Raw genomic sequence first — 22,010 nt, 5'->3', positions numbered from 1 at the left:
ATGTATTCGGCTACTAAATGAAAGGGTTGCTGCAATTTAGTAGCCGGATAGCAAGTATATAGAAAGGAGAAAGGTAGAAAATATGAAGCAAGTATTGAAGTGTTTTAATGTCGTAACAATGATTACACTTCTCCTATCCATCATATTGCCTTCGCCCAGTGCTTTTGCTACAGAGATAAATAAAAAAAGCTGGGATGAGTTACAAGGAAATGATGTGAAAATTAAGGCAGAGAAAGTGAATGCTGAAATGTATAGGGGAGAAGTAGCTGAGAGGGAGCACGTATTTCAATATAAGATTGAAAATACGGGAGATACACCAATCCGAGAATTAGTAATTAAACAAAATAATGACAATGGAATTGAGTTTCTTTCGCAATCTGTGAAAGTAAACGGAGAGAAGTTACTTGAAAATAAGGTAGCGGATTTCTATGTAGAGGAAAAAGATAATGGAGGAAAGGTTCTTTCTTCTAATCTTAAAATTCAAGATTTAAAATCACATGAAAAAATGACTGTATTAATAAAAGCTCGTCGTGCGCAACATTTTAATAAAGAGTATAAGCAAAAAATTAGTGTGCAAAAGGATCAACTACAGATAGGAAACATGTCTGTAGATGTTGAAGGGCTTCCTTCTGAAGAGAAGTTAGAAGCTAATACCGATGATGAGGCTGACAGTAGTAAGAAAGCTATCGGATCAACAACTGATTCAAAAACTAAAGAAGTGGATGGAAAATTAAAAGTATCTGTAGAAGATAAAAATACATCTGCACAAAAAACAGAAATAGAGAAGATAAAACAACCTGAAGCTGAGAAGCAACTAGAAAAAGAGAAAAAGCAATCACCTTTAGCAGTAAAGCAGAGTGATGCAGAAGTACAAGCTGCATCAGAAAATGCTTCGAAGGTTCAAATCCAAACAGGAGATAAACAAGGATTTGGAGACCCGTTGTATTCTACAATTGCTCCTGGTAATTTAGTACAGACTGGTAATGTGACGCTTGGTTTGACATCTGATCATTATGGCAGACAAAGTATGGGTTATAAAACGAATAAAATGACGGTTGATGTTGATAACGATGATAGTACTTTTAATTCGTCAACAGGTGCATTTCCTAACATTCCTGCTGGAAGTAAAGTGAAAAAGGCGTATTTGTTTTGGACAGCTGCTATGGGGACTCCGAGTGATGCAAGGACAGATTATAGAGTTAGCGATGAAGATGTAAGACAACCCGTTAAAATGAAGATGGGAAATAAGCAATACGCTGAAGTAAGTGCTGATAGTATACGAAAAGCGGATTCTTTACCGTATATTGCAAATCACTATGGCAGTGGTGCAGGATACGTAGCGTATGCAGATGTAACAAATGTAATTGCACAGCAAGGTATTTCTCAAACGGTGACAGTTGCAAATGTGCCACAAATTAAATTTGAAAAAGGTAGTGGCTATTACTGGGGTAACTGGAATCTTATATTAGTTTATGAAAACTATAAAGAAACAGTAAAAGACATGAAGATTTGGGAAGGGCTAGTCTCTCAAAAAAGTACAGCTTGGACAGATATTAGTGTTAATAAAATAAACACACCAAAAGAAGGCGCTTTTAAGGCGAAATTTAGTTATTTTTCATCGCAAGGTGATCCAGCTGATAATGATGGATATGCCTATGATTATGGAGAGTATGATTTTGGGTTAGGGTATCAAAAGTTTAAAAATATTAAAGGTAAAGATAATGATGTTAATGACTCATCTATGACAGAAGTACAAGTAGATGGTACTAACGAATTTGTTACGAAAAAATACCCAGGATATAATCCAGATTGGACAAATTCTTTCAGTACAGATATTCATACGTATCACCTTGAAGGACCCACTCAAGTGAAAAATGATTTAAAAGAAGCAAAAATGCGTTTTAGAGCATATGGTGGTGGCGGTGATATTTACGTATTAAATAACGCTACATTCGTTACAGAACATAATGCTCCAAACTTACAAGTTGATAAAAAGGCATTAGATAGTGCCGGAAAAGAAATTAAGGACGTTAAAGCTGGTGAAGAGTTTACGTATCAAATTGAAGTGAAAAATGATACGAAAAATAACCAAGCGCCGGTATCAAATGTAAAAGGTTTTGATAAATTAGATGATCGTTTAGAGTATGTTCCAGGGTCTATTCAATATGTTTCTGGAAGTAATAAAGGAAATAAAACAGATAATGCAAGCGATGATGAAGCAGAGTTTGTAAATAATCAAATTGATTTCCGTGTTGGTGAAGGTGCAGATGCTAAAAACGGTGGTGTTTTAAAGCCGGGTGAAAGTACCGTTATTACATTCAAAGTAAAAGTGAAAGATTCTGTACAATCAGATACAACAGTAAAAAATGTCGTTGTTGTAAAGGGACAAGATAGTGCCGAGATAAAGTATGAAACTGAGGACGATGCAAATGTTACGGTTACTACCCCAAAAGAAGTTCCAGGGGAAATAGAGGCGAGAAAAATAGCTTCTAATAAAACACCGAAGTTAGGTGATGAGGTAGAGTATCGTATTACATTTAAAAATAAGATAAAAGATGGACGTCTAGATGTATTGACGATTGAAGACGAATTACCAAGTAGTCTTGAATACGTGAAAGATAGTTTGAAAGCCGAAGGTGTAAAACCAGAGCCAGTAGAGCTGAAGTTTGAAAATGGCAAAGTAATTGCAAAGTATCCAGAAATTATGGATATGGAAGAAAGAAGTATCGTCTTTAAAACAAAAGTAAAAGAAACTGCAAAAATTGGTGAAGAAATTGTTAACAAAGCAACCGTTAGTGATAAAACAAATCCACCAAAGGATCTAGAAGAGAAGATTACACCACAGCATAAGGCCGGTAAAATTGATGCAAAGAAAAAAGCAACAAATAAGAAGCCGAAGCTAGGAGAAGAATTTGAATATCAAATTAGCTTTAAAAATACGGTGGAAAACGGAAAACTAGATGCAATTACAATAGAAGATGAAATTCCAGCTAACTTAGAATTTGTTCAAGGCAGTGAGAGAGCTGAAGGTACTGAACCAAATCCAGTAGAGTTAAAAGTAGAGAATGGTAAGGTAATCGCAAAATATCCAGAAATTACGGATACAAAAGAGCGAAGCATCGCCTTTAAAGTGAAAGTAAAAGAAGAGGCAAAAGCGGGAGAAACGATTGTTAATAAAGCGGTTGTGAGTGAGCCAAATGGACAGTCTGAGCATCCAGAAGAAAAGATTACGCCGGATTATAAATACGGTAAAGTGGATGTAGAAAAAAACGTAACGAATCAAACACCAAAACTAGGAGAAGAAGTGGAATACCGAATTACATTTTATAATACGGTAGAAAACGGAAAACTAGAAACGGTGTTAGTAGAAGATACACTACCTAAAGGTGTTGAATACGTGAAAGATAGTTTGAAAGCTGAAGGTATAAAACCAGAGCCAGTAGAACTAAAAGTGGAAGATGGCAAAGTAATGGCAAAGTATCCAGAGATTATGGATACAGAAAAAAGAAGTATTGTTTTTAAAGTGAAAGTAAAAGATTCGGCAAAGGTAGGGGAGGCAATTGTAAATAAAGCAATTGCAAAAGATCCGAAAAATGAGCCTGTTGAATCGAAGGTTGTTATTACACCGCAAAGTAAAAAAGGTGAAATTGCTGCTACAAAGGTAGTTAATAATAAGAAGCCGAAGTTAGGTGAAGAAATCGAGTACCGCATTAGTTTTCATAATACGGTTGAGAACGGAAAACTAGAAACGGTGCGAGTGGAAGATACAATTCCAAAAGGTCTTGAATATGTAGAAAATAGCATCAAGGCCGAAGGAGAAGCACCTGGACCAGTAGAATTAGCTGTTGAAAATGGGATAGTCAAAGCTAAGTATATCGATATTATGGATATGAAAGAAAGAAGTATCGTCTTTAAAGTAAAGGTGAAGGAAGAAGTAAAAGTAGATAAAGAGATTGTCAATAAAGCAATTGTTGATGATACGAAAAATCCACCGATTGAACCGGAGGAAAGAATTACTCCGCAACATAAGGATGGAATAATTGATTCGAAGAAGACAGTAGATAATCCATCACCAAAACTAGGAGAAGAAGTAGAATACCGAATTAGCTTTAAGAACACGGTAGAAAACGGAAAACTAGAAAAGGTAATAATAGAGGATACAATTCCTAACGGTTTAGAGTATGTAAAAGGCAGTGAAAAGGCTGAAGGTGATAAACCAGCTCCATTAAAGTTAAGTGTGAAAGATGGAAAAGTTATTGCTGAATACGACAATATTACGGATATGAAAGAAAGAAGTATTGTCTTTAAGGTAAAGGTGAAGGAAGAAGCGGAAGTGGGGAAGGAAATCATCAATAAGGCAATTGTTGATGATATGAAAGATCCGAAAGAACCAGAAGCGAAAATTACACCATTACACAAAGATGGAAAAATTAAAGCGAAGAAAATCGTAAATAATGAAACACCGAAGTTAGGAGAAGAAGTAGAATACCGAATTAGTATGAAAAATACGGTAAAGAACGGAAAGCTAACAGACGTGACAGTAGAGGATACTTTACCAGAAGGTTTAGAGTATGTAGAAAATAGTTTGAAAGCAGAAGGTGCCGGAATAGATTCAGTAGAGCTGAAATTTGAAAACGGTAAAGTAATGGCAAAATATCCAGAAATTACGGATACAGAAGAAAGAAGTATCGTTTTTAAAGTGAAAGTAAAAGAAGAAGTAAAAGTCGGTAAAAAAATCATTAATAAAGCAACTATTGATGATTCGCAAAATAAGCCAGTTAATCCGACAGCGGAAATTACTCCTCAGTATAAAGATGGAAAACTTGAAGCAAAAAAGATAGTAAATAATGAAACGCCGAAGTTAGGAGAAGAAGTGGAATACCGAATTAGCTTTAAAAATACGGTAGAACATGGAAAGCTAACAGAGGTAAAAATAGAAGATGATTTACCAAATGGATTAGAGTATGTGAAAGATAGTTTAAAAGTAGAAGGTACTAAGCCAGATCCAGTGGAATTAAAATTTGAAAACGGTAAGGTAATGGCAAAGTATCCTGAGATTACAGATACAAAAGAGAGAAGTATTACCTTTAAAGTGAAAGTAAAAGGTAAAGTGAGCGATTCAATTGTTAATGAAGCGATTGTGAGCGATACGAAACATCCGCCAGAAACACCGACAGCAGAAATTATTCCGCAACATAAAGACGGAAAAGTGAAAGCGAAGAAGACGGTAAATAATGAAACGCCGAAGTTAGGAGAAGAAGTAGAATACCGAATTAGTTTTAAAAACACGGTAGAAGACGGAAAACTAGCAGAGGTAAAAATAGAAGATACTTTACCAGAAGGTTTAGAGTATGTAGAAAACAGTGTGAAAGCAGAAGGTACTAAGCCGGATCCAGTAGAATTGAAAATGGAAAATGGTAAGGTAATGGCGAAGTATCCAGAGATTACGGACACAGAAGAAAGAAGTATCACTTTTAAAGTGAAAGTAAAGGAAGAAGTGAAAGTCGGTAAAAAAATCGTTAACAAAGCAATTGTTGATGATACGAAAAATGAACCAGAAACACCGATGGCAGAAATTACTCCGCAGCATAAAGACGGAAAAGTGGAAGCGAAGAAGACGGTAAATAATGAAACGCCGAAGTTAGGAGAAGAAGTAGAATACCGAATTAGTTTTAAAAACACGGTAGAAAACGGAAAGCTAGCAGAGGTAAAAATAGAAGATAATTTACCAAATGGATTAGAGTATGTGAAAGATAGTTTACGAGCGGAAGGTACTAAGCCGGATCCAGTAGAACTGAAAGTGAAAGATGGAAAAGTAATCGCCAAATATCCAGAGATTACGGATACAGAAGAAAGAAGTATCGTCTTTAAAGCGAAAGTAAAAGAAGAATTTAAAGTTGGTGAAGGCCTTGTCAATAAAGTAGTTGTTGATGATACAAAAGATCCAACAACTTCAGAAGTAACAATTATGCCAGAATATAAAGACGGTAAGCTTAAAGCAGAGAAATTTGTAAACAATAAAAAACCGAAATTAGGAGAAGAAATAGAATACCGAATTAGTTTTAAAAATACGGTAGAAAACGGAAAACTAGTAGAGGTTAAAGTAGAAGATGAAATTCCAGCTGGATTAGAGTATGTAGAGAACAGTTTACAAGCAGAAGGATCTAAGCCTAGTCCGGTAGAATTGAAATTTGAAAACGGTAAGGTAATGGCAAAGTATCTAGAAATTATGGATACAAAAGAAAGAAGTATTATCTTTAAAGTGAGAGTAAAAGAAGAGGCAGAAATAGACAAGGAGATTGTTAATAAAGCAATCGTAGTAGATACAAAAAATGAGCCCGAAGAGCCTCATGTGGAAATTACTTCGCAATATAAAGATGGTAAAATTGCTGCGCAGAAAGTGGCGAATAATCATAAACCGAAACTAGGAGAAGAAGTAGAATACCGAATTAGTTTTAAAAACACGGTAGAAAACGGAAAACTAGCAGAGGTAAATATAAAGGATGCATTACCAAATGGTTTAGAGTATGTGGAAGGCAGTATCACGGCAGAAGGTTCTAAACCGAAACCAGTAGAGCTACATGTGAAAAATAATAAGGTAATGGCAAAATATCCAGCTATTACAGATACAGAGGAAAGAAGCATTGTCTTTAAAGCGAAGGTAAAAGAAAGCGCAAAAGTGGGGGAAGAAATCGTAAATGAGGCAATTGTGGATGATACAAAGAATCTGCCAGAAGAGCCTTATGTACCGATTACACCACAGTATAAAGATGGTAAAATTGAGGCAAGAAAAGAAGTAAGTAACCATGAACCGAAGTTAGGTGAGGAAATCGAATATCGAATTATTTTTAATAACACGGTGAAAGATGGAAAACTAGCAGAGGTAAAAATAGAAGATGAAATTCCAGCTGGATTAGAGTTTGTAGAAGGAAGCGAAAAAGCTGAAGGTGAAGAGCCAAAACCAGTGGAGTTGAAAGTAGAAAATGGCAAGGTAATGGCAAAGTATTCAGAGATTATGGATACGCAAGAAAGAAGTATTGTCTTTAAAGTGAATGTAAAAGATTCGGTTACAATAGGGAAGGACATTACAAATAAAGCGATTATCCATGTTGATGATCCGAACCATCCAGTAATTGATCCGACAGCAAAAATTACACCACAATATAAAGATGGTAAAATTGCTGCTCATAAAAAGGTGAATAATCATAAACCGAAGCTAGGTGAAGAAATCGAATATCGAATTTCATTTAATAATACGGTGAAAGATGGAAAACTGGCAGAGGTTAAAATTGAGGATGAAATTCCGTTTGGTTTAGAGTATGTGAAAGATAGTCTAAAAGCAGAAGGTGATAAGCCGTCCCCAGTAGAGTTGAAAGAAGAAGCTGGTAAGGTTAGTGCGAAGTATGAAAATATCACTGACATGAAAGAAAGAAGCATTATCTTTAAAGTGAAGGTGAAAGATTCCGTTGAAGTGGACAAGGCAATTGTAAATAAAGCAATTGTTGATGATACAAAAAATCCACCAGAGCGACCAGAAGTAGATATTACACCGCAGCATAAAGATGGTAAATTTAAAGCTAATAAAAAGGTAAGTAAAAAAGATCCAAAGCTAGGAGAAGAAGTAGAGTACCGAATTAGTTTTAAAAATACGGTAGAAAACGGAAAACTAGCAGAAGTGAAAATTGAGGATCAACTACCAAATGGATTAGAGTATGTGAAGGATAGTTTAAAAGCAGAAGGTAATGAACCAAATCCGGTAGAGTTAAAAGAAGAAGCTGGAAAAATTACAGCGAAGTATGAAAATATTACTGATACAGCTGAGCGTAGCATTATCTTTAAGGTAAAAGTAACAGAAGCAGTAAAAGTCGGGAAGAAAATCGTGAATACGGCAATTGTGGATGATGATAATCCGAAGAATCCTCCGCAAAAACCAGAAGCGATTATTACACCGGAGTATAAGAATGGAAAAATAAAAGCTGAGAAAACAGTAAATAACCCAGCTCCAAAATTAGGAGAAGAAGTAGAGTATCGAATTACGTTCCGTAACGTAGTTGAGCACGGAAAATTAGCGAAGGTGAAAATTAAGGATGAATTACCAAACAGTTTAGAGTTTGTAGAAGGTAGCGAAAGAGCTGAGGGGGATAATCCAAAACCGTTGCATGTAAAAGTGAAAAACGGCACAGTACTCGCAGAATATCCAGAAATTACGGATACGAAAGAAAGAAGTATCGTCTTTAAAGCGAAAGTGAAAGAAAAAGCTAAAATTGGCGAAGCGATTGTGAATACGGCGGTTGTGGAAGATACTATAAATCCACCAGAGAAACCGAATGTCGCGATACAACCTCAACATAAAGAGGGTGTATTACAAGCTGAAAAGACTGTGAGTAACCATGAACCGAAGTTAGGAGAAGAAGTAGAATATCGAATTAGTTTTGAAAATACGGTAGAAAACGGCAAACTAACTGAGGTAAAAGTAGAGGACGAAATTCCAGCTGGTTTAGAATACGTACAGGATAGTATAAAGTCTGATGGGCCGGAACCAAATCCAGTAGAACTTAAAGTTGAGAATGGAAAAGTAATAGCAAAGTATCCAGAAATTACGGATACGAAAAAAAGAAGTATCATCTTTAAAGTGAAAGTACAAGAAACGGTACAAGTAGGAAAAGAAATTATAAACAAGGCGGTTGTGGATGATAATAATCCGACAAATCCACCAGTTGAGTCACTTATACCAATTACACCTCAATATAAAGATGGGAAACTAGAGGCAAGGAAAGAAGTAAGTAACCATGAACCAAAGCTAGGGGAAGAAATCGAATATCGAATTACTTTTAACGGCACAGTAGATGGCGGGAAGTTAGTTGATGTAAAGATTGAAGATGAAATTCCGTCTGGTTTAGAGTATGTGAAAGAAAGTCTGGAGGCCGTAGGTGATAAGCCTGTACCAACAGAACTTAAAGTCGAGAATGGAAAAGTAACAGTGAAGTATCCAGAAATTACGGATACGAAAGAAAGAAGTATCATCTTTAAAGTAAAGGTAAAAGAATCAGTAAAAGTTGGAGAGGAAATAACAAATAAAGCGATCATTCATGTAGATGATCCAAATCATCCAGTTATGGAACCGACAGCGACAATAAAGCCAGAATATAAAGATGGTAAGTTAAAAGCGACGAAGACAGTAAATAATAAAGAACCGAAGCTAGGAGAAGAAGTAGAATACCGAATTAGTTTCAAAAATACGGTAGAAAACGGTAAACTAGCAGAGGTAAAGGTAGAAGATGAAATTCCAGCCGGTTTAGAGTACGTGCAAGATAGCATTAGATTTGAAGGGGCTGAACCAAATCCAATAGAGTTAAAAATGGAGTTTGGAAAAGTAATAGCAAAGTATCTAGAAATTACAGATACGAAAGAACGTAGTATTATTTTTAAAGTGAAGGTAAAAGCAGCACCAAGTAAAGGGATAACAAATAGAGCGGTAGTGGACGATAAAATAAATCCACCACTTGAGCCTACAGTTACAATTTTACCGAAAACAAAAGAAGATCTTAAGATACCAGAAGAACCGAAGGAACCAGAAGTGAAGCCGGAAGAGCCGAAAGAACCGAAGGAACCAGAAGTGAAGCCGGAAGAGCCGAAAGAACCGAAGGAACCAGAAGTGAAGCCGGAAGAGCCGAAAGAACCGAAGGAACCAGAAGTGAAGCCGGAAGAGCCGAAAGAACCGAAGGAACCAGAAGTGAAGCCGGAAGAGCCGAAAGAACCGAAGGAACCAGAAGTGAAGCCGGAAGAGCCGAAAGAACCGAAAGAACCGAAGGAACCAGAAGTGAAACCGGAAGAGCCGAAAGAACCAGAAGTGAAACCGGAGGATCCGAAAGAACCAAAAGAACCAGAAGTGAAGCCGGAAGAACCGAAAGAGCCGAAGGAACCAGAAGTGAAACCGGAGGAACCGAAAGAGCCGAAGGAACCAGAAGTGAAACCGGAGGAACCGAAAGAGCCGAAGGAACCAGAAGTGAAGCCGGAAGAGCCGAAAGAGCCGAAGGAACCAGAAGTGAAACCGGAGGAACCGAAAGAGCCGAAGGAACCAGAAGTGAAACCGGAGGAACCGAAAGAGCCGAAGGAACCAGAAGTGAAGCCGGAAGAGCCGAAAGAACCAGAAGTGAAACCGGAGGATCCGAAAGAACCAAAAGAACCAGAAGTGAAGCCGGAAGAGCCGAAAGATCTGAAGAAACCAGAAGTGAAACCGGAGAAACCGGAAGTAAGACTGGAAAAGTTAATTAAAGAACCGCAAGTAAAAGTAGAAAAAGAATTACCGAAAACAGGGGCAGCACATTCATGGATGATGTCAGTTGGTGCGGGAATTTCATTCTTAGTTGGCGGAGTATTATTCGTATTAGGTAGAAGAAGAAAACAATAATTTTTTAGACGAAAAGCACACTGAGTTCGATAGTTTATTGGACTCAGTGTGCTTTTATGTTATATAAAAGGAAAGCTCCTTCCACGTATGGAAGGAGCTTTATTTTTGCATATTAAAACATACTTGAGCTATGCATCGGTTGAAGTTTTGCATTTGGATCGAAGTAAGCTTTTGCATTGTTTACTGCTGTCGGTGCTTCGCCAAATCCACAAGCGATAAGTTTTACTTTTCCTTCATATGTACAAATGTCACCAGCAGCGTAAATGCCAGGAATATTTGTTTCCATTTTTGAATTTACAAGGATGCTGTTTTTTTGTATATCTAGGCCCCAGTTTTTAATTGGGCCAAGAGAAGAAACGAAGCCGTAGTTTACGATTACGTCATCAACATCGATGATAATTTTTTCCTCCGTTTTTACATGTTGAAGAACGACTTGTTCAATCTTATCATCACCAATGAGTTCTACTGGAACGTATGGTGTACTTACTTCTGCACGAGAATTCATTAAGCTTTCTACGCTATGTTCATGCGCACGGAATTTATCACGACGATGAACGATTGTAACTTTTTCAGCGATCGGTTCTAACATCATTGTCCAGTCTACTGCTGAGTCGCCACCGCCAAATACTACGACGCGCTTACCAGCAAATTTATTCATATCATCAACGAAATAATGTAAGTTTTTCTTTTCGTATTTCGCTGTACCTTCTAATTCTAAGCGGCGTGGTTGGAAAGCACCATTGCCAGCAGTAATAATAACTGATTTAGAATAGTGAGTTTGCTTATTCGTAACAAGTTTAAATATACCGTCAGCTTGTTTCTCAAGCGTATCGACAGCTTCTTCTAAACAAACAGTTGGGTCAAATTTCTTCATTTGCTCTTTTAAGTTATCAACTAATTCTTGTGCGCGCACTTTTGGAAATCCAGCCACATCATAAATGTATTTTTCAGGGTAGAGTGCGGATAATTGTCCGCCAAGTTGAGGTAAGCTTTCAATGATTTTTACACTTGCTTGTCTCATACCGCCATAAAATGCTGTGAACAGTCCCGTTGGACCACCACCAATAATTGTTATGTCGTAAACTTTTTGATTTTCTGCCACTTTCATTCCCCCTATAGATGGAATTTTGATATTGATTTCATATATTGTTCATATGTACACGAAAATCCTGCAAATGATGATACTTTCAAATAAATGATAGCATATTTGAGTTCATAATACTTCTGAAAACGACTGAATTGTGTGTAAGTTTTCGCATAGGTTCTTTTTTATTGTATAAAATATACAGAAAGGAAAATACATGAAAAAAAGGCTAAAAAACCCTTGAAAACGCTATGTTATTTTAAAATATTGATAATTCTCCAGACGCTTGAATTCTGGAATAAAACCGACTAATATAGGGAAGTATTATGTTAAATTTCTATGACAAAATTCGTACGATTTTTTGACTGCGTTTTGTTATGATATAGAATGTGATAAATTCCACATTCTTGACAAATAGAGTTTTTAGTACTTGGTATTATTTTTCATTACTATTATATAAAGAAAAGGGTTGTGATTTGGTGAAGACTCCAAAAATCGTAGTTTTAGGTGCAGGTTATGGCGGGATGATTACGACTGTTCGTCTGCAAAAAGCATTATCTGTAAATGAAGCTGAAATTACGCTAGTAAACAACAACAGCTATCACTACCAAGCGACTTGGTTACATGAGAGCGCAGCTGGTACATTACAAGATGAAAAAATCTGTCTAGATATTCAAGACGTTATTGATACAAATAAAGTGAACTTTGTACAAGACACAGTAGTAGAAATTAAAGCTGCTGAAAAACGCATTATCTTAAAAGATGGCGAGTTAGAGTATGATTACTTAGTAATTGGTCTTGGTTTCGAATCAGAAACATTCGGAATTACAGGATTAAAAGAGCATGCATTCTCAATTGCTAACATTAATGCAACTCGTGAAATTCGTGAGCATATGGAAGCTAGTTTCTCTAAATATGCAACTGAACAACGCGATGAGTTAGTAACAATCGTTGTTGGTGGTGCTGGATTTACTGGTATCGAGTACGTAGGTGAGCTTGCAAACCGTGTTCCTGAACTTTGCAAAGAGTATAATGTACCACGTGAAAAAGCACGTATCATCTGTGTAGAAGCTGCTCCAACAGCACTTCCAGGTTTCGATCCAGCGTTAGTAGAATACGCTGTAAAACAACTTGAGAAAAAAGGTGTAGAATTCCGCATCGGTACAGCAATTAAAGAAGCAACTGAAGAAGGTATTATCGTTGCGAATGGCGATGACACTGAATTAATTAAGTCTGAAACAGTAGTTTGGGCTGCAGGTGTTCGTGGTAATGGTATTGTGGAAGAGTCTGGCTTTGAAGCAATGCGCGGACGTGTAAAAGTTGATGAGTACATGCACGCTCCAGGATACGAAGATGTATTCATGGTTGGTGACGCAGCGTTAATCATTAATGAAGAAATTAATCGTCCTTACCCACCAACAGCACAAATTGCAATTCAACAAGGTTACAATATTGCACACAACTTAACTGTATTAGTTCGTGGCAAGGGCGAAATGAAGAAATTCGCATTCGATAATAAAGGATCTGTATGTTCTTTAGGTCATGACGATGCAATGGGCGTTGTTATGGGTAAAAAGTTAACAGGTTGGAAAGCTTCCTTCATGAAGAAAGTAATCGATAACCGTTACCTATTCTTATTAGGTGGACCTTTATTAGTTCTTAAAAAAGGTAAATTAAAGTTCTTTTAATATATAGTAGAAAAAGCAGAAACGGCTAAGAGCTGTTTCTGCTTTTTTCATATTAAAAATATAGTATAATATATAAAAAAAGAAAGAATATTCTGTCCGTTCTGATGGAGGAGGTTATTACATCATGGAGAAACGAGGGAAGGTATGGCTAGCTGTTAGTGGTTTAGTAGCTACAAAAGATGGTAGGTGGCTATTTGTTAAGAAGAAATACAGTGGATTAAAAGGGAAATGGTCTTTACCGGCTGGTTTTGTAAATGAAGGTGAGACGGTTGATGAAGCTGTGAAACGCGAAGTGTTAGAAGAGACAGGCATTGTCGCTCATGTGAAGGGGATTATTGGTGTTCGATCGGGTGTTATTCGTAATGAGATTAGTGATAATATGATTATTTTCCTTTTGGAACCTGAAGGAGAAAATATTATTGTACAGGAGAAAGAATTGTCTGAAGTGGCGTTCTTACATCCGGATAAGATTGTAGACGATCCGAATACGTCTGTGCTTATTAAATATTTGTTAGAAGGAAGATCAGAACTACATCTTGAAGTGGACAAAACATTAAATCCAGGTGAACCATTTGGTTATACAGCTTATCACGTATTTACGGCACGTGCGAAGGAGAGGGGAAAAGAGTGAGTATACCGGTACTACTTATTTCAATGATGTTATTCTTTATTTTGTTCTTTGGAATTGGATTTTTACTCAACATGATTTTGCGAGCTACTTGGGTAATGGTTATTGTGTATCCGATTGTTTGTATGCTTATTATTAATAAAGCGAGTATGTGGGATTATTTTTCAAAACCGAAAGAAACATTTTCTTCATTTGGGACAAGTGTATCGCACTTAGGACAAGCAGACGTATTTATTCTATCTACTGGATTAGTAGGGGCTGCTTTAGCAGGAGTCGTAATCAAGAAACTTCGGAAAAGCGGATATCAAATGTTTTAATCTCCAATTAAGTTGGAGATTATTTTTTTTGCATATTCCTTCATCGTATAGGGAATGATTAACGATGAAGGAGTGTGGAATATAAAAATGTTAAAACGATATTGTATTCGCATTATGATGACTTGTTTACTTGCAATTGCATTATGCGTAACATGGAATGCTTTCACAGGAGTTTCTTTATTAGAGATTGTAAAGATATATGAAGGAATGAGTGCAAAAGAAGTACATGCAGCAGAAGTTAAGAGAAATGTTGCTCCGAGTAAAGAAGTGATAAATGCTTTAGAGCAGGCAAACGACTGGTCTAAATATCGTTCAATTGAAATGACTGCAACAGGTTATACATCGGGGATTGAGTCAACTGGTAAGAGGCCAGGGCATCCAGAGTATGGTATTACATATTCAGGTGTCAAAGTGAAAAGGGATTTATATTCCACAATTGCTGCGGACTTACGCGTATTCCCGATTGGAACAATTCTCTTCGTGCCAGGTTACGGGTATGGTGTAGTAGCTGATAAGGGCGGCGCAATAAAAGGAAACCGTCTTGATCTATATTATGATACGGTGAAAGATGTTTATAGCCAATGGGGTAAGAAAAAAGTAAATGTGTACGTAGTAAAAGTAGGAAATGGTAAGTTTACAGAAGAAGAGTTAACGATGTTAAATCAAGACGAAACGATGCAAGTGTTTCGTGGTCAATATTTAAATCAAAGATAGTCTAGTCGTAATTACGCTAGACTTTTTTCTTGGCTTATTTCATGATAGAGGAGATTTTGGATCTGCGATTTTACACGCCATATAACTGTAGTTAGAATTATCGCATTTTATCGAAAATAAAGTTATAATGGTGGTAGAGAAATTTAGGGGGTCTGAACATGTTTCAAGTACAAAAAGAATTAGCAGGTCATGAAGCGGTAATTGTTGCTTTATTTGAAGAAGAGAAAATGAGTAGTTTTGTACAAGAACTGGACAAAGCGTTTGAAGGGCAATTACAAGTTTTACTAGAAGAGAAAGAATTATCTACGAAGAAAAAGGCCATTTCGAAAGTATATAGCTTAGGGAAAACAAATGTGAAACGTTATTACTTTGTTGGTTTAGGAAAGAAAGAATCTTACGCGACAGAAACGTTACGTGCGGCTCTTGGTAAGGCGTTTAAAACACTGCAAGCAGCAAAAGTACAAGATGCAGCAATCTTACTTGATTCTTTCGTAACAGAGAAATTAGACGCGATTGATGTCGCTCATATTGCGGCAGAGGTACAAGGCCTTGGTACATATGAGTTACAAACGTATAAATCAGATAAAAAGGATCGTGTAGAGTTAGAGAAGTTCACGGCTATTACAGCGGAAGATGCACAAGAAATTGAAGCAGCATTAACAGTTGGCTACGTACATGGACGTGCAACAAATTCAGCTCGTACACTTGTAAATATGCCGCCAAACGTATTAACAGCGACAAAGCTTGCTGAGTATGCTGTTGAATTAGCGGAGAAGTATGATATGGACTATAAAGTTCTTGAGAAAGAAGAGATGGAAGACCTTGGTATGGGTGCGTTACTTGCAGTAAACCAAGGTAGTGTAGAGCCACCAAAAATGATCGCTCTTATTTATAAAGGAAAAGAAGAGTGGAGAGATGTCATTGGGTTCGTTGGAAAAGGTATTACATACGATACAGGTGGTTATTCTTTAAAACCACGTGAAGGCATGGTTGGTATGAAAGGTGATATGGGCGGTGCAGCTGCTGTATTAGGTGCGATGGAAATTATCGGTGAACTTCGCCCAGAACAAAATGTGATCGCTGTTATTCCTTCAACTGATAACGTTGTAAGTGGTACGGCATTTAAGCCAGACGATGTAATCACATCTATGAGCGGAAAAACAATTGAAGTATTAAATACGGATGCAGAAGGTCGTCTAGCTTTAGCTGACGGTATTACGTATGCGAAAAAACTTGGTGCAAACTACCTTGTTGATGTTGCAACATTAACAGGCGGTGTAATTGTTGCACTTGGAAACTATACGACAGGCGCAATGACAAATAATGAAGAGTTATTTGAGCAAGTGCTAGAGGCTTCTATGGAAACAGATGAGCCAATTTGGCAACTACCGATTTTTGATCGTGATAAAGAACGTGTGAGAAACAGTAAGTTTGCTGATTTAAATAACTCACCAGGCCGTGAAGGACATGCGGTTATGGCAGGTACATTCCTAGGCGAATTCGCTGAAGATACACCATGGGTACACTTAGATATCGCTGGAACATCAGAAACAAAAGGTGCGCACGACTTAGGTCCAGCTGGAGCAACTGGCGCAATGGTACGTACACTTGCAACACTTGTGGAGCGTTTTGGAGAAGAATAATTTTTTGAAGAAAAGGCTGTCTCAAATTTTTGAGGCAGCCTTTTTTTATTGGTATAGTAGAACCATTTGTTGGTAATTGGATATAACTTCGTTTGTCACTACGCTGTTGAAAAATGTGTTTATAAAGAAATCGTATACAAAACCCCATTTAAAGCAAAAGAAGTACGGCCCGTTTCTTCAGAGACAACTAATATAAGTGCATCACTCTTTTCTGATAAGCCAATTGCAGCTCTGTGACGTGTTCCTAGCTCAGGATCAACTTCTGTACTTTTCGTTAAAGGAAGAATATTAGCAGCTGAGACAATATGATTATTTTTTACGAGAACGGCACCGTCATGAAGAGGATTACCTGGATAAAATATTGATTCGAGTAATGGCGCAGTTAAATGAGCGTTTAATGTCGTTCCAGTTTGAATGAGAGCTTCAAGCGTCTCGTTTCGTTCCACGACGATAAGAGCACCATGTTTTCTGGCGCTTAAATGTTGGATAGCTGTCGTAATAAAAGATGAACTTTCCGTATAAGGTGATAAATATGCCTGAATATAGTATGTAGCTGCCAATGTTTGTACATTTGCTAACATATGATGAATATCTTCCATTTTGCATAAAATACATTCGTCTTCTTTATCGATTGCGTTCCTCATAATCGATAGTTCTTTTTCAGCAATTTCAATCATTTGCTTTGTTTGTATTTTGAGCTCTTCTGACAAGCCCCATTCGTGCATAATCCTCATTCCCTTTAGTGGAGTATTTAACAATAGTGTATACAAATATTCCTAGTAAAATCCTGTTAGATTTTATAAAATATTGAGATACAGCATGTTTTTTTCATATAATAAAGGTATGACGAGCGAGAGGAGAGAGAAGAATGAATTGGAAACAAGAATTTAGTCGCTGGCTTTCTTACGCACAATTAGATGCAGAATTAAAAGAACAGCTAGAAAATATGAAGCAAGATGAGAAGAAAATCGAGGATAGCTTTTATAAAAATCTAGAGTTTGGCACAGGTGGTATGCGTGGTGAACTTGGTGCTGGTACGAACCGTTTAAATGTATATACAGTTCGTAAAGCAACAAAAGGATTAGCAAGCTTTATCGAAAAGTTAGGTGAGGAAGCGAAAAAACGCGGTGTTGTTGTAGCCTATGATTCTCGTCATAAATCACCTGAGTTTGCAATGGAAGTTGCTGCTACACTTGGTGCACGTGGTATCACAACATATGTGTTTGAAAGCTTACGTCCAACGCCAGTACTTTCTTTCGCAGTTCGTCATTTACATACAGTAAGTGGAATCGTTCTTACGGCAAGCCATAATCCGCCTGAATATAACGGATACAAAGTATACGGTGAAGATGGTGGACAGTTACCTCCAAAAGAGGCAGATGAGTTAATTAGCTACGTAAATGCAGTAGAAGATGAATTAACAGTTGAAGTCGCTGATGTAGAGCAATTAAAAACTGACGGTTTATTACATATTATTGGACAAGAAGTAGATGATGCATATGCTGCAGAATTGAACAATGTCATCATTAATAAAGAAATGGTGGAAAAGGTCGGCAAAGACTTAAAAATCGTCTTTACACCATTACACGGAACATCAAATATTTCTGTACGCCGTGGTTTAAAAGAAGTTGGATTTACAGATGTAACAGTTGTAAAAGAACAAGAGTTACCAGATCCAAACTTCTCTACAGTAAAATCACCGAACCCAGAAGAGCACGCAGCGTTTGAGTATGCAATACGTGACGGTGAAAAGGTAGGCGCAGATGTATTAATCGCAACTGATCCTGACGCAGACCGCCTTGGTGTAGCAGTGCGTAATCATAATGGTGAGTTCCAAGTATTAACAGGAAACCAAACAGGTGCATTAATGCTTGATTACTTACTATCTCAAAAGAAAGAAAACGGAACGCTTCCAGAGAACGGTGTCGTATTAAAAACAATCGTAACGTCTGAAATTGGTCGTACAATTGCAAAAGCATACGGTTTAGATACAGTTGATACGCTAACTGGATTTAAATTTATCGGTGAGAAAATTAGACAGTATGAAGAAAGTGGACAATATGAATTCCAATTCGGTTATGAGGAAAGCTATGGTTATTTAATCCGCCCATTCTGCCGTGATAAAGATGCAGTACAATCTGTTCTATTTGCATGTGAAGTAGCTGCATACTACAAATCACAAGGGAAAACGTTATATGACGGTCTATTAGAAGTATTTGAGAAGTACGGCTTCTTCCGTGAAGACCTTGTATCGTTAACGTTAAAAGGAAAAGATGGAGCGGAAAAAATCCAAGAGATGATGGCAAAGTTCCGTGAGAATCCTCCGAAAGAAGTGGCGGGCTTAACAGTCGTAGCAGTTGAAGACTATAAAGCGAGCGTTGTTACATCTTTACAAGATGGACATAAAGAAGAGATTCACTTACCGAAATCAAATGTGTTAAAATATCAATTAGAGGATGGTTCATGGTTCTGCCTACGTCCATCTGGAACTGAGCCGAAGATTAAGTTTTACTTTGGTGTGAAAGATAGTTCTTTACAAAATAGTGAACAAAAGTTACTTACTATTAAAGAAGACATTATGAATCGTTTATAATACAAAGTAATTTTAAGTAGTAAGGAACAAAAGGGAGCGAAATCTCCCTTTTGTTTTATGTAGGAAATGCTTGCTATTGATTCCGACAGGAGAGAGGGTATTTTGTGATGAAAAAAGTAAGAAAAGCGATAATCCCAGCAGCTGGATTAGGAACACGTTTTTTACCAGCAACGAAAGCAATGCCGAAAGAAATGTTACCGATAGTAGATAAACCAACGATTCAATACATTGTAGAAGAAGCAGTGAAATCGGGAATCGAAGATATTATTATTGTTACTGGTAAAACAAAGCGCTCTATCGAAGATCATTTTGATAACGCATTTGAACTAGAACAAAACTTATTAGAGAAGAAAAAATATGAGTTGCTTGAAAAAGTACAAGCTTCTTCAAAAATGGTAGATATTCATTACATCCGTCAAAAAGAGCCGAAGGGACTAGGACATGCTGTTTGGTGTGCACGTAAATTCATTGGTGATGAGCCATTTGCAGTGTTACTAGGTGATGATATTGTCCAAGCTGAGAAACCATGTTTACGTCAATTAATGGATGAGTATGAAAAAACACTTTCTTCTGTTATTGGTGTACAAACTGTTCCAGAGTCGGAAACACATCGCTATGGAATTATCGATCCATTAGAACAAGAAGGTCGTCGTTACCAAGTTCGCAATTTCGTTGAGAAACCAGCACAAGGTACAGCTCCTTCAAACTTAGCAATTATGGGGCGCTACATTTTAACGCCTGAAATCTTTATGTTCTTAGAACAGCAACATGTCGGTGCTGGTGGTGAAATTCAGTTAACAGATGCAATCCAAAGCTTAAATGAAATCCAACGTGTATTTGCCTACGATTTCGAAGGAAAGCGCTACGACGTAGGTGAAAAGCTAGGATTCGTTCAAACGACAATCGAAATGGCTCTGCAACACCCAGAATTACGTGATGACATGGTTGCGATGATGAAGAAAATTTTAGAAGAACAAGCGAATCAAGAGTCATAATAAAAAATGAGTTATTTCAGTATACTGAAATAACTCATTTTTTTATTATGAAATCGTCGAATGAGAATGCTGATAAGCAGAACGACGCACAGCATAATATATGCGAGGTGCGATAATAGCACCGATAATTGTAAATGCAATATCTTTTACTGCGAACCACATCATAATCATCCAAGCAGCTTTATAGCTCATATTACCGCCCATAAAGAGATTGACTGCCCCGTACATGTAAGTAGTACCGATTATATAAGTTAAAATAATTCCTGTGAAAGAGGCAACTGCAAATGTAATGAATGTTGGTCTTTCTTTTTGTTCTACTAGTTTTCCGGATACGTAAGCAACGATAATAAATGCGATAATAAAACCACCAGTAGGATCTAAAAGTGCTCCAAATCCAGCTTTGAAGTTAGCGAAGATTGGTGCGCTGGCTACGCCAACGAGCATATATACAGTCATGGATAAGGCACCAAGTCTACTTCCAAGAAGAAGACCTGCTAAAATTGCGAAAAATGGTTGCATAGATAATGGGATGCCTGCTACTTGAAGGAATGGTGCCCAAGATACAATATTTGCACCGATTGCCATAAGAGCAACGAACATGGCAGCTAATGCTAAATCTAAAACATGAAATCTTCTCATAATGTTAACCTCCTGTTGTTTTTAGGTTAACATTATCGTAGCGAAAATATTTACTTGTTGTCAATCAAAATATTTTGATAAGAAGGCTTTAAATAGTCTCTTAGCAACGTATATGGAATACGAAATTGCGGAATTCCACTTGAATAGGGAGCAATCTCATATAAAGGGAAATAAATGACGAGATTGTCTGGCTCTAAAAAGAAGTGGAATTTTTTCATACTCATTACTTTTTCAGTTGCATCAGGAAAATAAATGCTTTCATTTTGTTTAATTTGTCGTACAATCTCCGCACGGATTACATCTTTATATTTATCCTTTTGTTGAAATAAATCGTCTAAGTGCAGTACCTTTTTTTCGTTTAAATCGAATGTATTTGCCTTCCACGTATAAAGACCGTGTGCTCCGCCAGTATATTGATAGTAATTCACATATAGGCTAAGAAAAGGTGGTTTGTTTAAAGAGACTTTATAATCAACATTTGCTACGTACGGATGAAATGGTGTACTAGATCCTTCTGTCTCTTTATAATATTTTTTTGCTTCTTTTTCTAATTTGTTTTTAAATTTGTCAGTGGATTTTTTGTAGTATAAATTGAGTTTATTTTGAAATTTAGAGTCAGAAAAGTTGTGAAAAGAAGGCCTATTTATTTGATATTCTATATAAGGTTTCTTACCTTTTTGTGTTACAGTCTTAACATCGATTGTCAGGTTAGATGCTTTGGCTGTTATTGCACAATTTGGTACAATAGTCAGCAAGGAGAACATAAGCAGTAATATACAAAGTTTCTGTTTCATTTAGGTGAAGCCTCCTTATATATGTGTTATAAGTAGTTTGAAAATAAATAGGTAAAATTATACATTTAATTAAAGTAAGAGAAGGGGGAAGCGATATGGCAAAAACTTTAATGGATTCACTTGGAATTGAGTTGTTAGAGATGACAGAAGACAAGGTGGTTGCTACGATGCCCGTTGATGAGCGTACGCATCAGCCATTTGGATTTTTACATGGTGGTGCATCGGTTGCATTAGCAGAAACAGTGGCAAGTGTTGGTTCATATAATTTAATTGATCAAGAAAAATGTATTTGTTTCGGATTAGAAATTAATGCGAACCACATTCGCTCAAAGAAAGATGGAATTGTAACAGCGATTGGAACACCAATACATAGAGGACAATCGACAATGGTTTGGGATATTCGCATTATTGATGAAAATGATGATTTACTATGTATATCAAGATGTACAGTAGCAATTAAAGAAAAACGTGAAAAATAAAAAAGAGGCGCTCTTATGAGCAGCC

Annotated in this window: 13 protein-coding genes; 9 read left to right on the top strand and 4 right to left on the bottom strand. The window is 36.9% G+C overall.

Features of this window, described 5'->3' with window-relative positions; all coding sequences use genetic code 11:
• Positions 1 to 82 precede the first annotated feature (82 nt).
• Complete coding sequence (locus MHB52_RS25465; RefSeq protein ID WP_340767930.1) at positions 83 to 10,411, top strand: isopeptide-forming domain-containing fimbrial protein; 10,329 nt, start codon at positions 83 to 85, stop codon at positions 10,409 to 10,411.
• A 112-nt stretch (positions 10,412 to 10,523) separates the two neighbouring features.
• Here the strand turns inward: MHB52_RS25465 and MHB52_RS25460 are convergent, their stop codons facing one another.
• Positions 10,524 to 11,513 (bottom strand): NAD(P)/FAD-dependent oxidoreductase, encoded by a 990-nt coding sequence (locus MHB52_RS25460; RefSeq protein ID WP_000829788.1) that lies wholly within the window; start codon positions 11,511 to 11,513, stop codon positions 10,524 to 10,526.
• Positions 11,514 to 11,974: 461 nt separating this feature from the next.
• Between MHB52_RS25460 and MHB52_RS25455 the strand changes: the two genes are divergently transcribed.
• From MHB52_RS25455 to pepA, 5 genes are all read left to right on the top strand, one after another.
• Positions 11,975 to 13,183, top strand: coding sequence for an NAD(P)/FAD-dependent oxidoreductase (locus MHB52_RS25455; protein ID WP_000856612.1), 1,209 nt, complete (start codon positions 11,975 to 11,977; stop codon positions 13,181 to 13,183).
• A gap of 124 nt (positions 13,184 to 13,307) precedes the next feature.
• Complete coding sequence (locus MHB52_RS25450; RefSeq protein ID WP_000415321.1) at positions 13,308 to 13,814, top strand: NUDIX hydrolase; 507 nt, start codon at positions 13,308 to 13,310, stop codon at positions 13,812 to 13,814.
• Positions 13,811 to 14,128 (top strand): YuiB family protein, encoded by a 318-nt coding sequence (locus MHB52_RS25445; RefSeq protein ID WP_000027016.1) that lies wholly within the window; start codon positions 13,811 to 13,813, stop codon positions 14,126 to 14,128. The genes MHB52_RS25450 and MHB52_RS25445 overlap by 4 nt, the downstream gene beginning before the upstream one ends.
• A gap of 87 nt (positions 14,129 to 14,215) precedes the next feature.
• Positions 14,216 to 14,842, top strand: coding sequence for a 3D domain-containing protein (locus tag MHB52_RS25440; RefSeq protein WP_000920099.1), 627 nt, complete (start codon positions 14,216 to 14,218; stop codon positions 14,840 to 14,842).
• Between the two features lie 158 nt (positions 14,843 to 15,000).
• The gene (pepA, locus tag MHB52_RS25435; RefSeq protein WP_061664370.1) at positions 15,001 to 16,485 is read left to right on the top strand and encodes a cytosol aminopeptidase; all 1,485 of its coding nucleotides are present in this window, start codon (positions 15,001 to 15,003) and stop codon (positions 16,483 to 16,485) included.
• A gap of 119 nt (positions 16,486 to 16,604) precedes the next feature.
• On the opposite strand, the gene cdaS is transcribed toward pepA, so the two are convergent.
• Positions 16,605 to 17,210 carry a sporulation-specific diadenylate cyclase CdaS gene (gene cdaS, locus MHB52_RS25430; RefSeq protein WP_000545253.1) on the bottom strand — a complete coding sequence of 202 codons (606 nt, stop codon included), beginning with the start codon at positions 17,208 to 17,210 and terminating at the stop codon, positions 16,605 to 16,607.
• 143 nt (positions 17,211 to 17,353) lie between these two features.
• Here cdaS and MHB52_RS25425 point away from each other — a divergent pair, with 143 nt between their 5' ends.
• Together MHB52_RS25425 and galU are read left to right on the top strand one after the other, a co-directional pair.
• On the top strand, positions 17,354 to 19,078 hold the full coding sequence (locus MHB52_RS25425; protein WP_016118808.1) for a phospho-sugar mutase: 1,725 nt from the start codon (positions 17,354 to 17,356) through the stop codon (positions 19,076 to 19,078).
• A 107-nt stretch (positions 19,079 to 19,185) separates the two neighbouring features.
• Positions 19,186 to 20,073 (top strand): UTP--glucose-1-phosphate uridylyltransferase GalU, encoded by an 888-nt coding sequence (gene galU, locus MHB52_RS25420; protein WP_002097988.1) that lies wholly within the window; start codon positions 19,186 to 19,188, stop codon positions 20,071 to 20,073.
• 45 nt (positions 20,074 to 20,118) lie between these two features.
• Here galU and MHB52_RS25415 read toward each other — a convergent pair whose 3' ends face one another.
• Both MHB52_RS25415 and MHB52_RS25410 read right to left on the bottom strand, forming a co-directional pair.
• Positions 20,119 to 20,712, bottom strand: coding sequence for a biotin transporter BioY (locus MHB52_RS25415; RefSeq protein WP_061664371.1), 594 nt, complete (start codon positions 20,710 to 20,712; stop codon positions 20,119 to 20,121).
• Between the two features lie 50 nt (positions 20,713 to 20,762).
• Positions 20,763 to 21,506, bottom strand: a complete 744-nt coding sequence (locus tag MHB52_RS25410) for a DUF3298 and DUF4163 domain-containing protein (protein WP_061664372.1) — start codon at positions 21,504 to 21,506, stop codon at positions 20,763 to 20,765.
• Between the two features lie 95 nt (positions 21,507 to 21,601).
• Here MHB52_RS25410 and MHB52_RS25405 point away from each other — a divergent pair, with 95 nt between their 5' ends.
• Positions 21,602 to 21,985, top strand: a complete 384-nt coding sequence (locus MHB52_RS25405) for a hotdog fold thioesterase (protein ID WP_016079885.1) — start codon at positions 21,602 to 21,604, stop codon at positions 21,983 to 21,985.
• Positions 21,986 to 22,010: the final 25 nt, after the last annotated feature.

This window comes from Bacillus sp. FSL K6-0073 (assembly GCF_038006085.1).
GTDB classification, from domain to species: domain Bacteria; phylum Bacillota; class Bacilli; order Bacillales; family Bacillaceae_G; genus Bacillus_A; species Bacillus_A cereus.
The sequence above is the reverse complement of the archived record's forward strand: the minus strand, read 5'-3'. Positions and strand labels throughout refer to the sequence as shown.

Coding starts and splice junctions, on each gene's coding strand:
- MHB52_RS25465 (WP_340767930.1), top strand. CDS start 83: ATGAAGCAAGTATTGAAGTGTTTTAATGTCGTAACAATGATTACACTT.
- MHB52_RS25450 (WP_000415321.1), top strand. CDS start 13,308: ATGGAGAAACGAGGGAAGGTATGGCTAGCTGTTAGTGGTTTAGTAGCT.
- MHB52_RS25440 (WP_000920099.1), top strand. CDS start 14,216: ATGTTAAAACGATATTGTATTCGCATTATGATGACTTGTTTACTTGCA.
- pepA (WP_061664370.1), top strand. CDS start 15,001: ATGTTTCAAGTACAAAAAGAATTAGCAGGTCATGAAGCGGTAATTGTT.
- cdaS (WP_000545253.1), bottom strand. CDS start 17,210: ATGCACGAATGGGGCTTGTCAGAAGAGCTCAAAATACAAACAAAGCAA.
- MHB52_RS25425 (WP_016118808.1), top strand. CDS start 17,354: ATGAATTGGAAACAAGAATTTAGTCGCTGGCTTTCTTACGCACAATTA.
- galU (WP_002097988.1), top strand. CDS start 19,186: ATGAAAAAAGTAAGAAAAGCGATAATCCCAGCAGCTGGATTAGGAACA.
- MHB52_RS25415 (WP_061664371.1), bottom strand. CDS start 20,712: ATGAGAAGATTTCATGTTTTAGATTTAGCATTAGCTGCCATGTTCGTT.
- MHB52_RS25410 (WP_061664372.1), bottom strand. CDS start 21,506: ATGAAACAGAAACTTTGTATATTACTGCTTATGTTCTCCTTGCTGACT.
- MHB52_RS25405 (WP_016079885.1), top strand. CDS start 21,602: ATGGCAAAAACTTTAATGGATTCACTTGGAATTGAGTTGTTAGAGATG.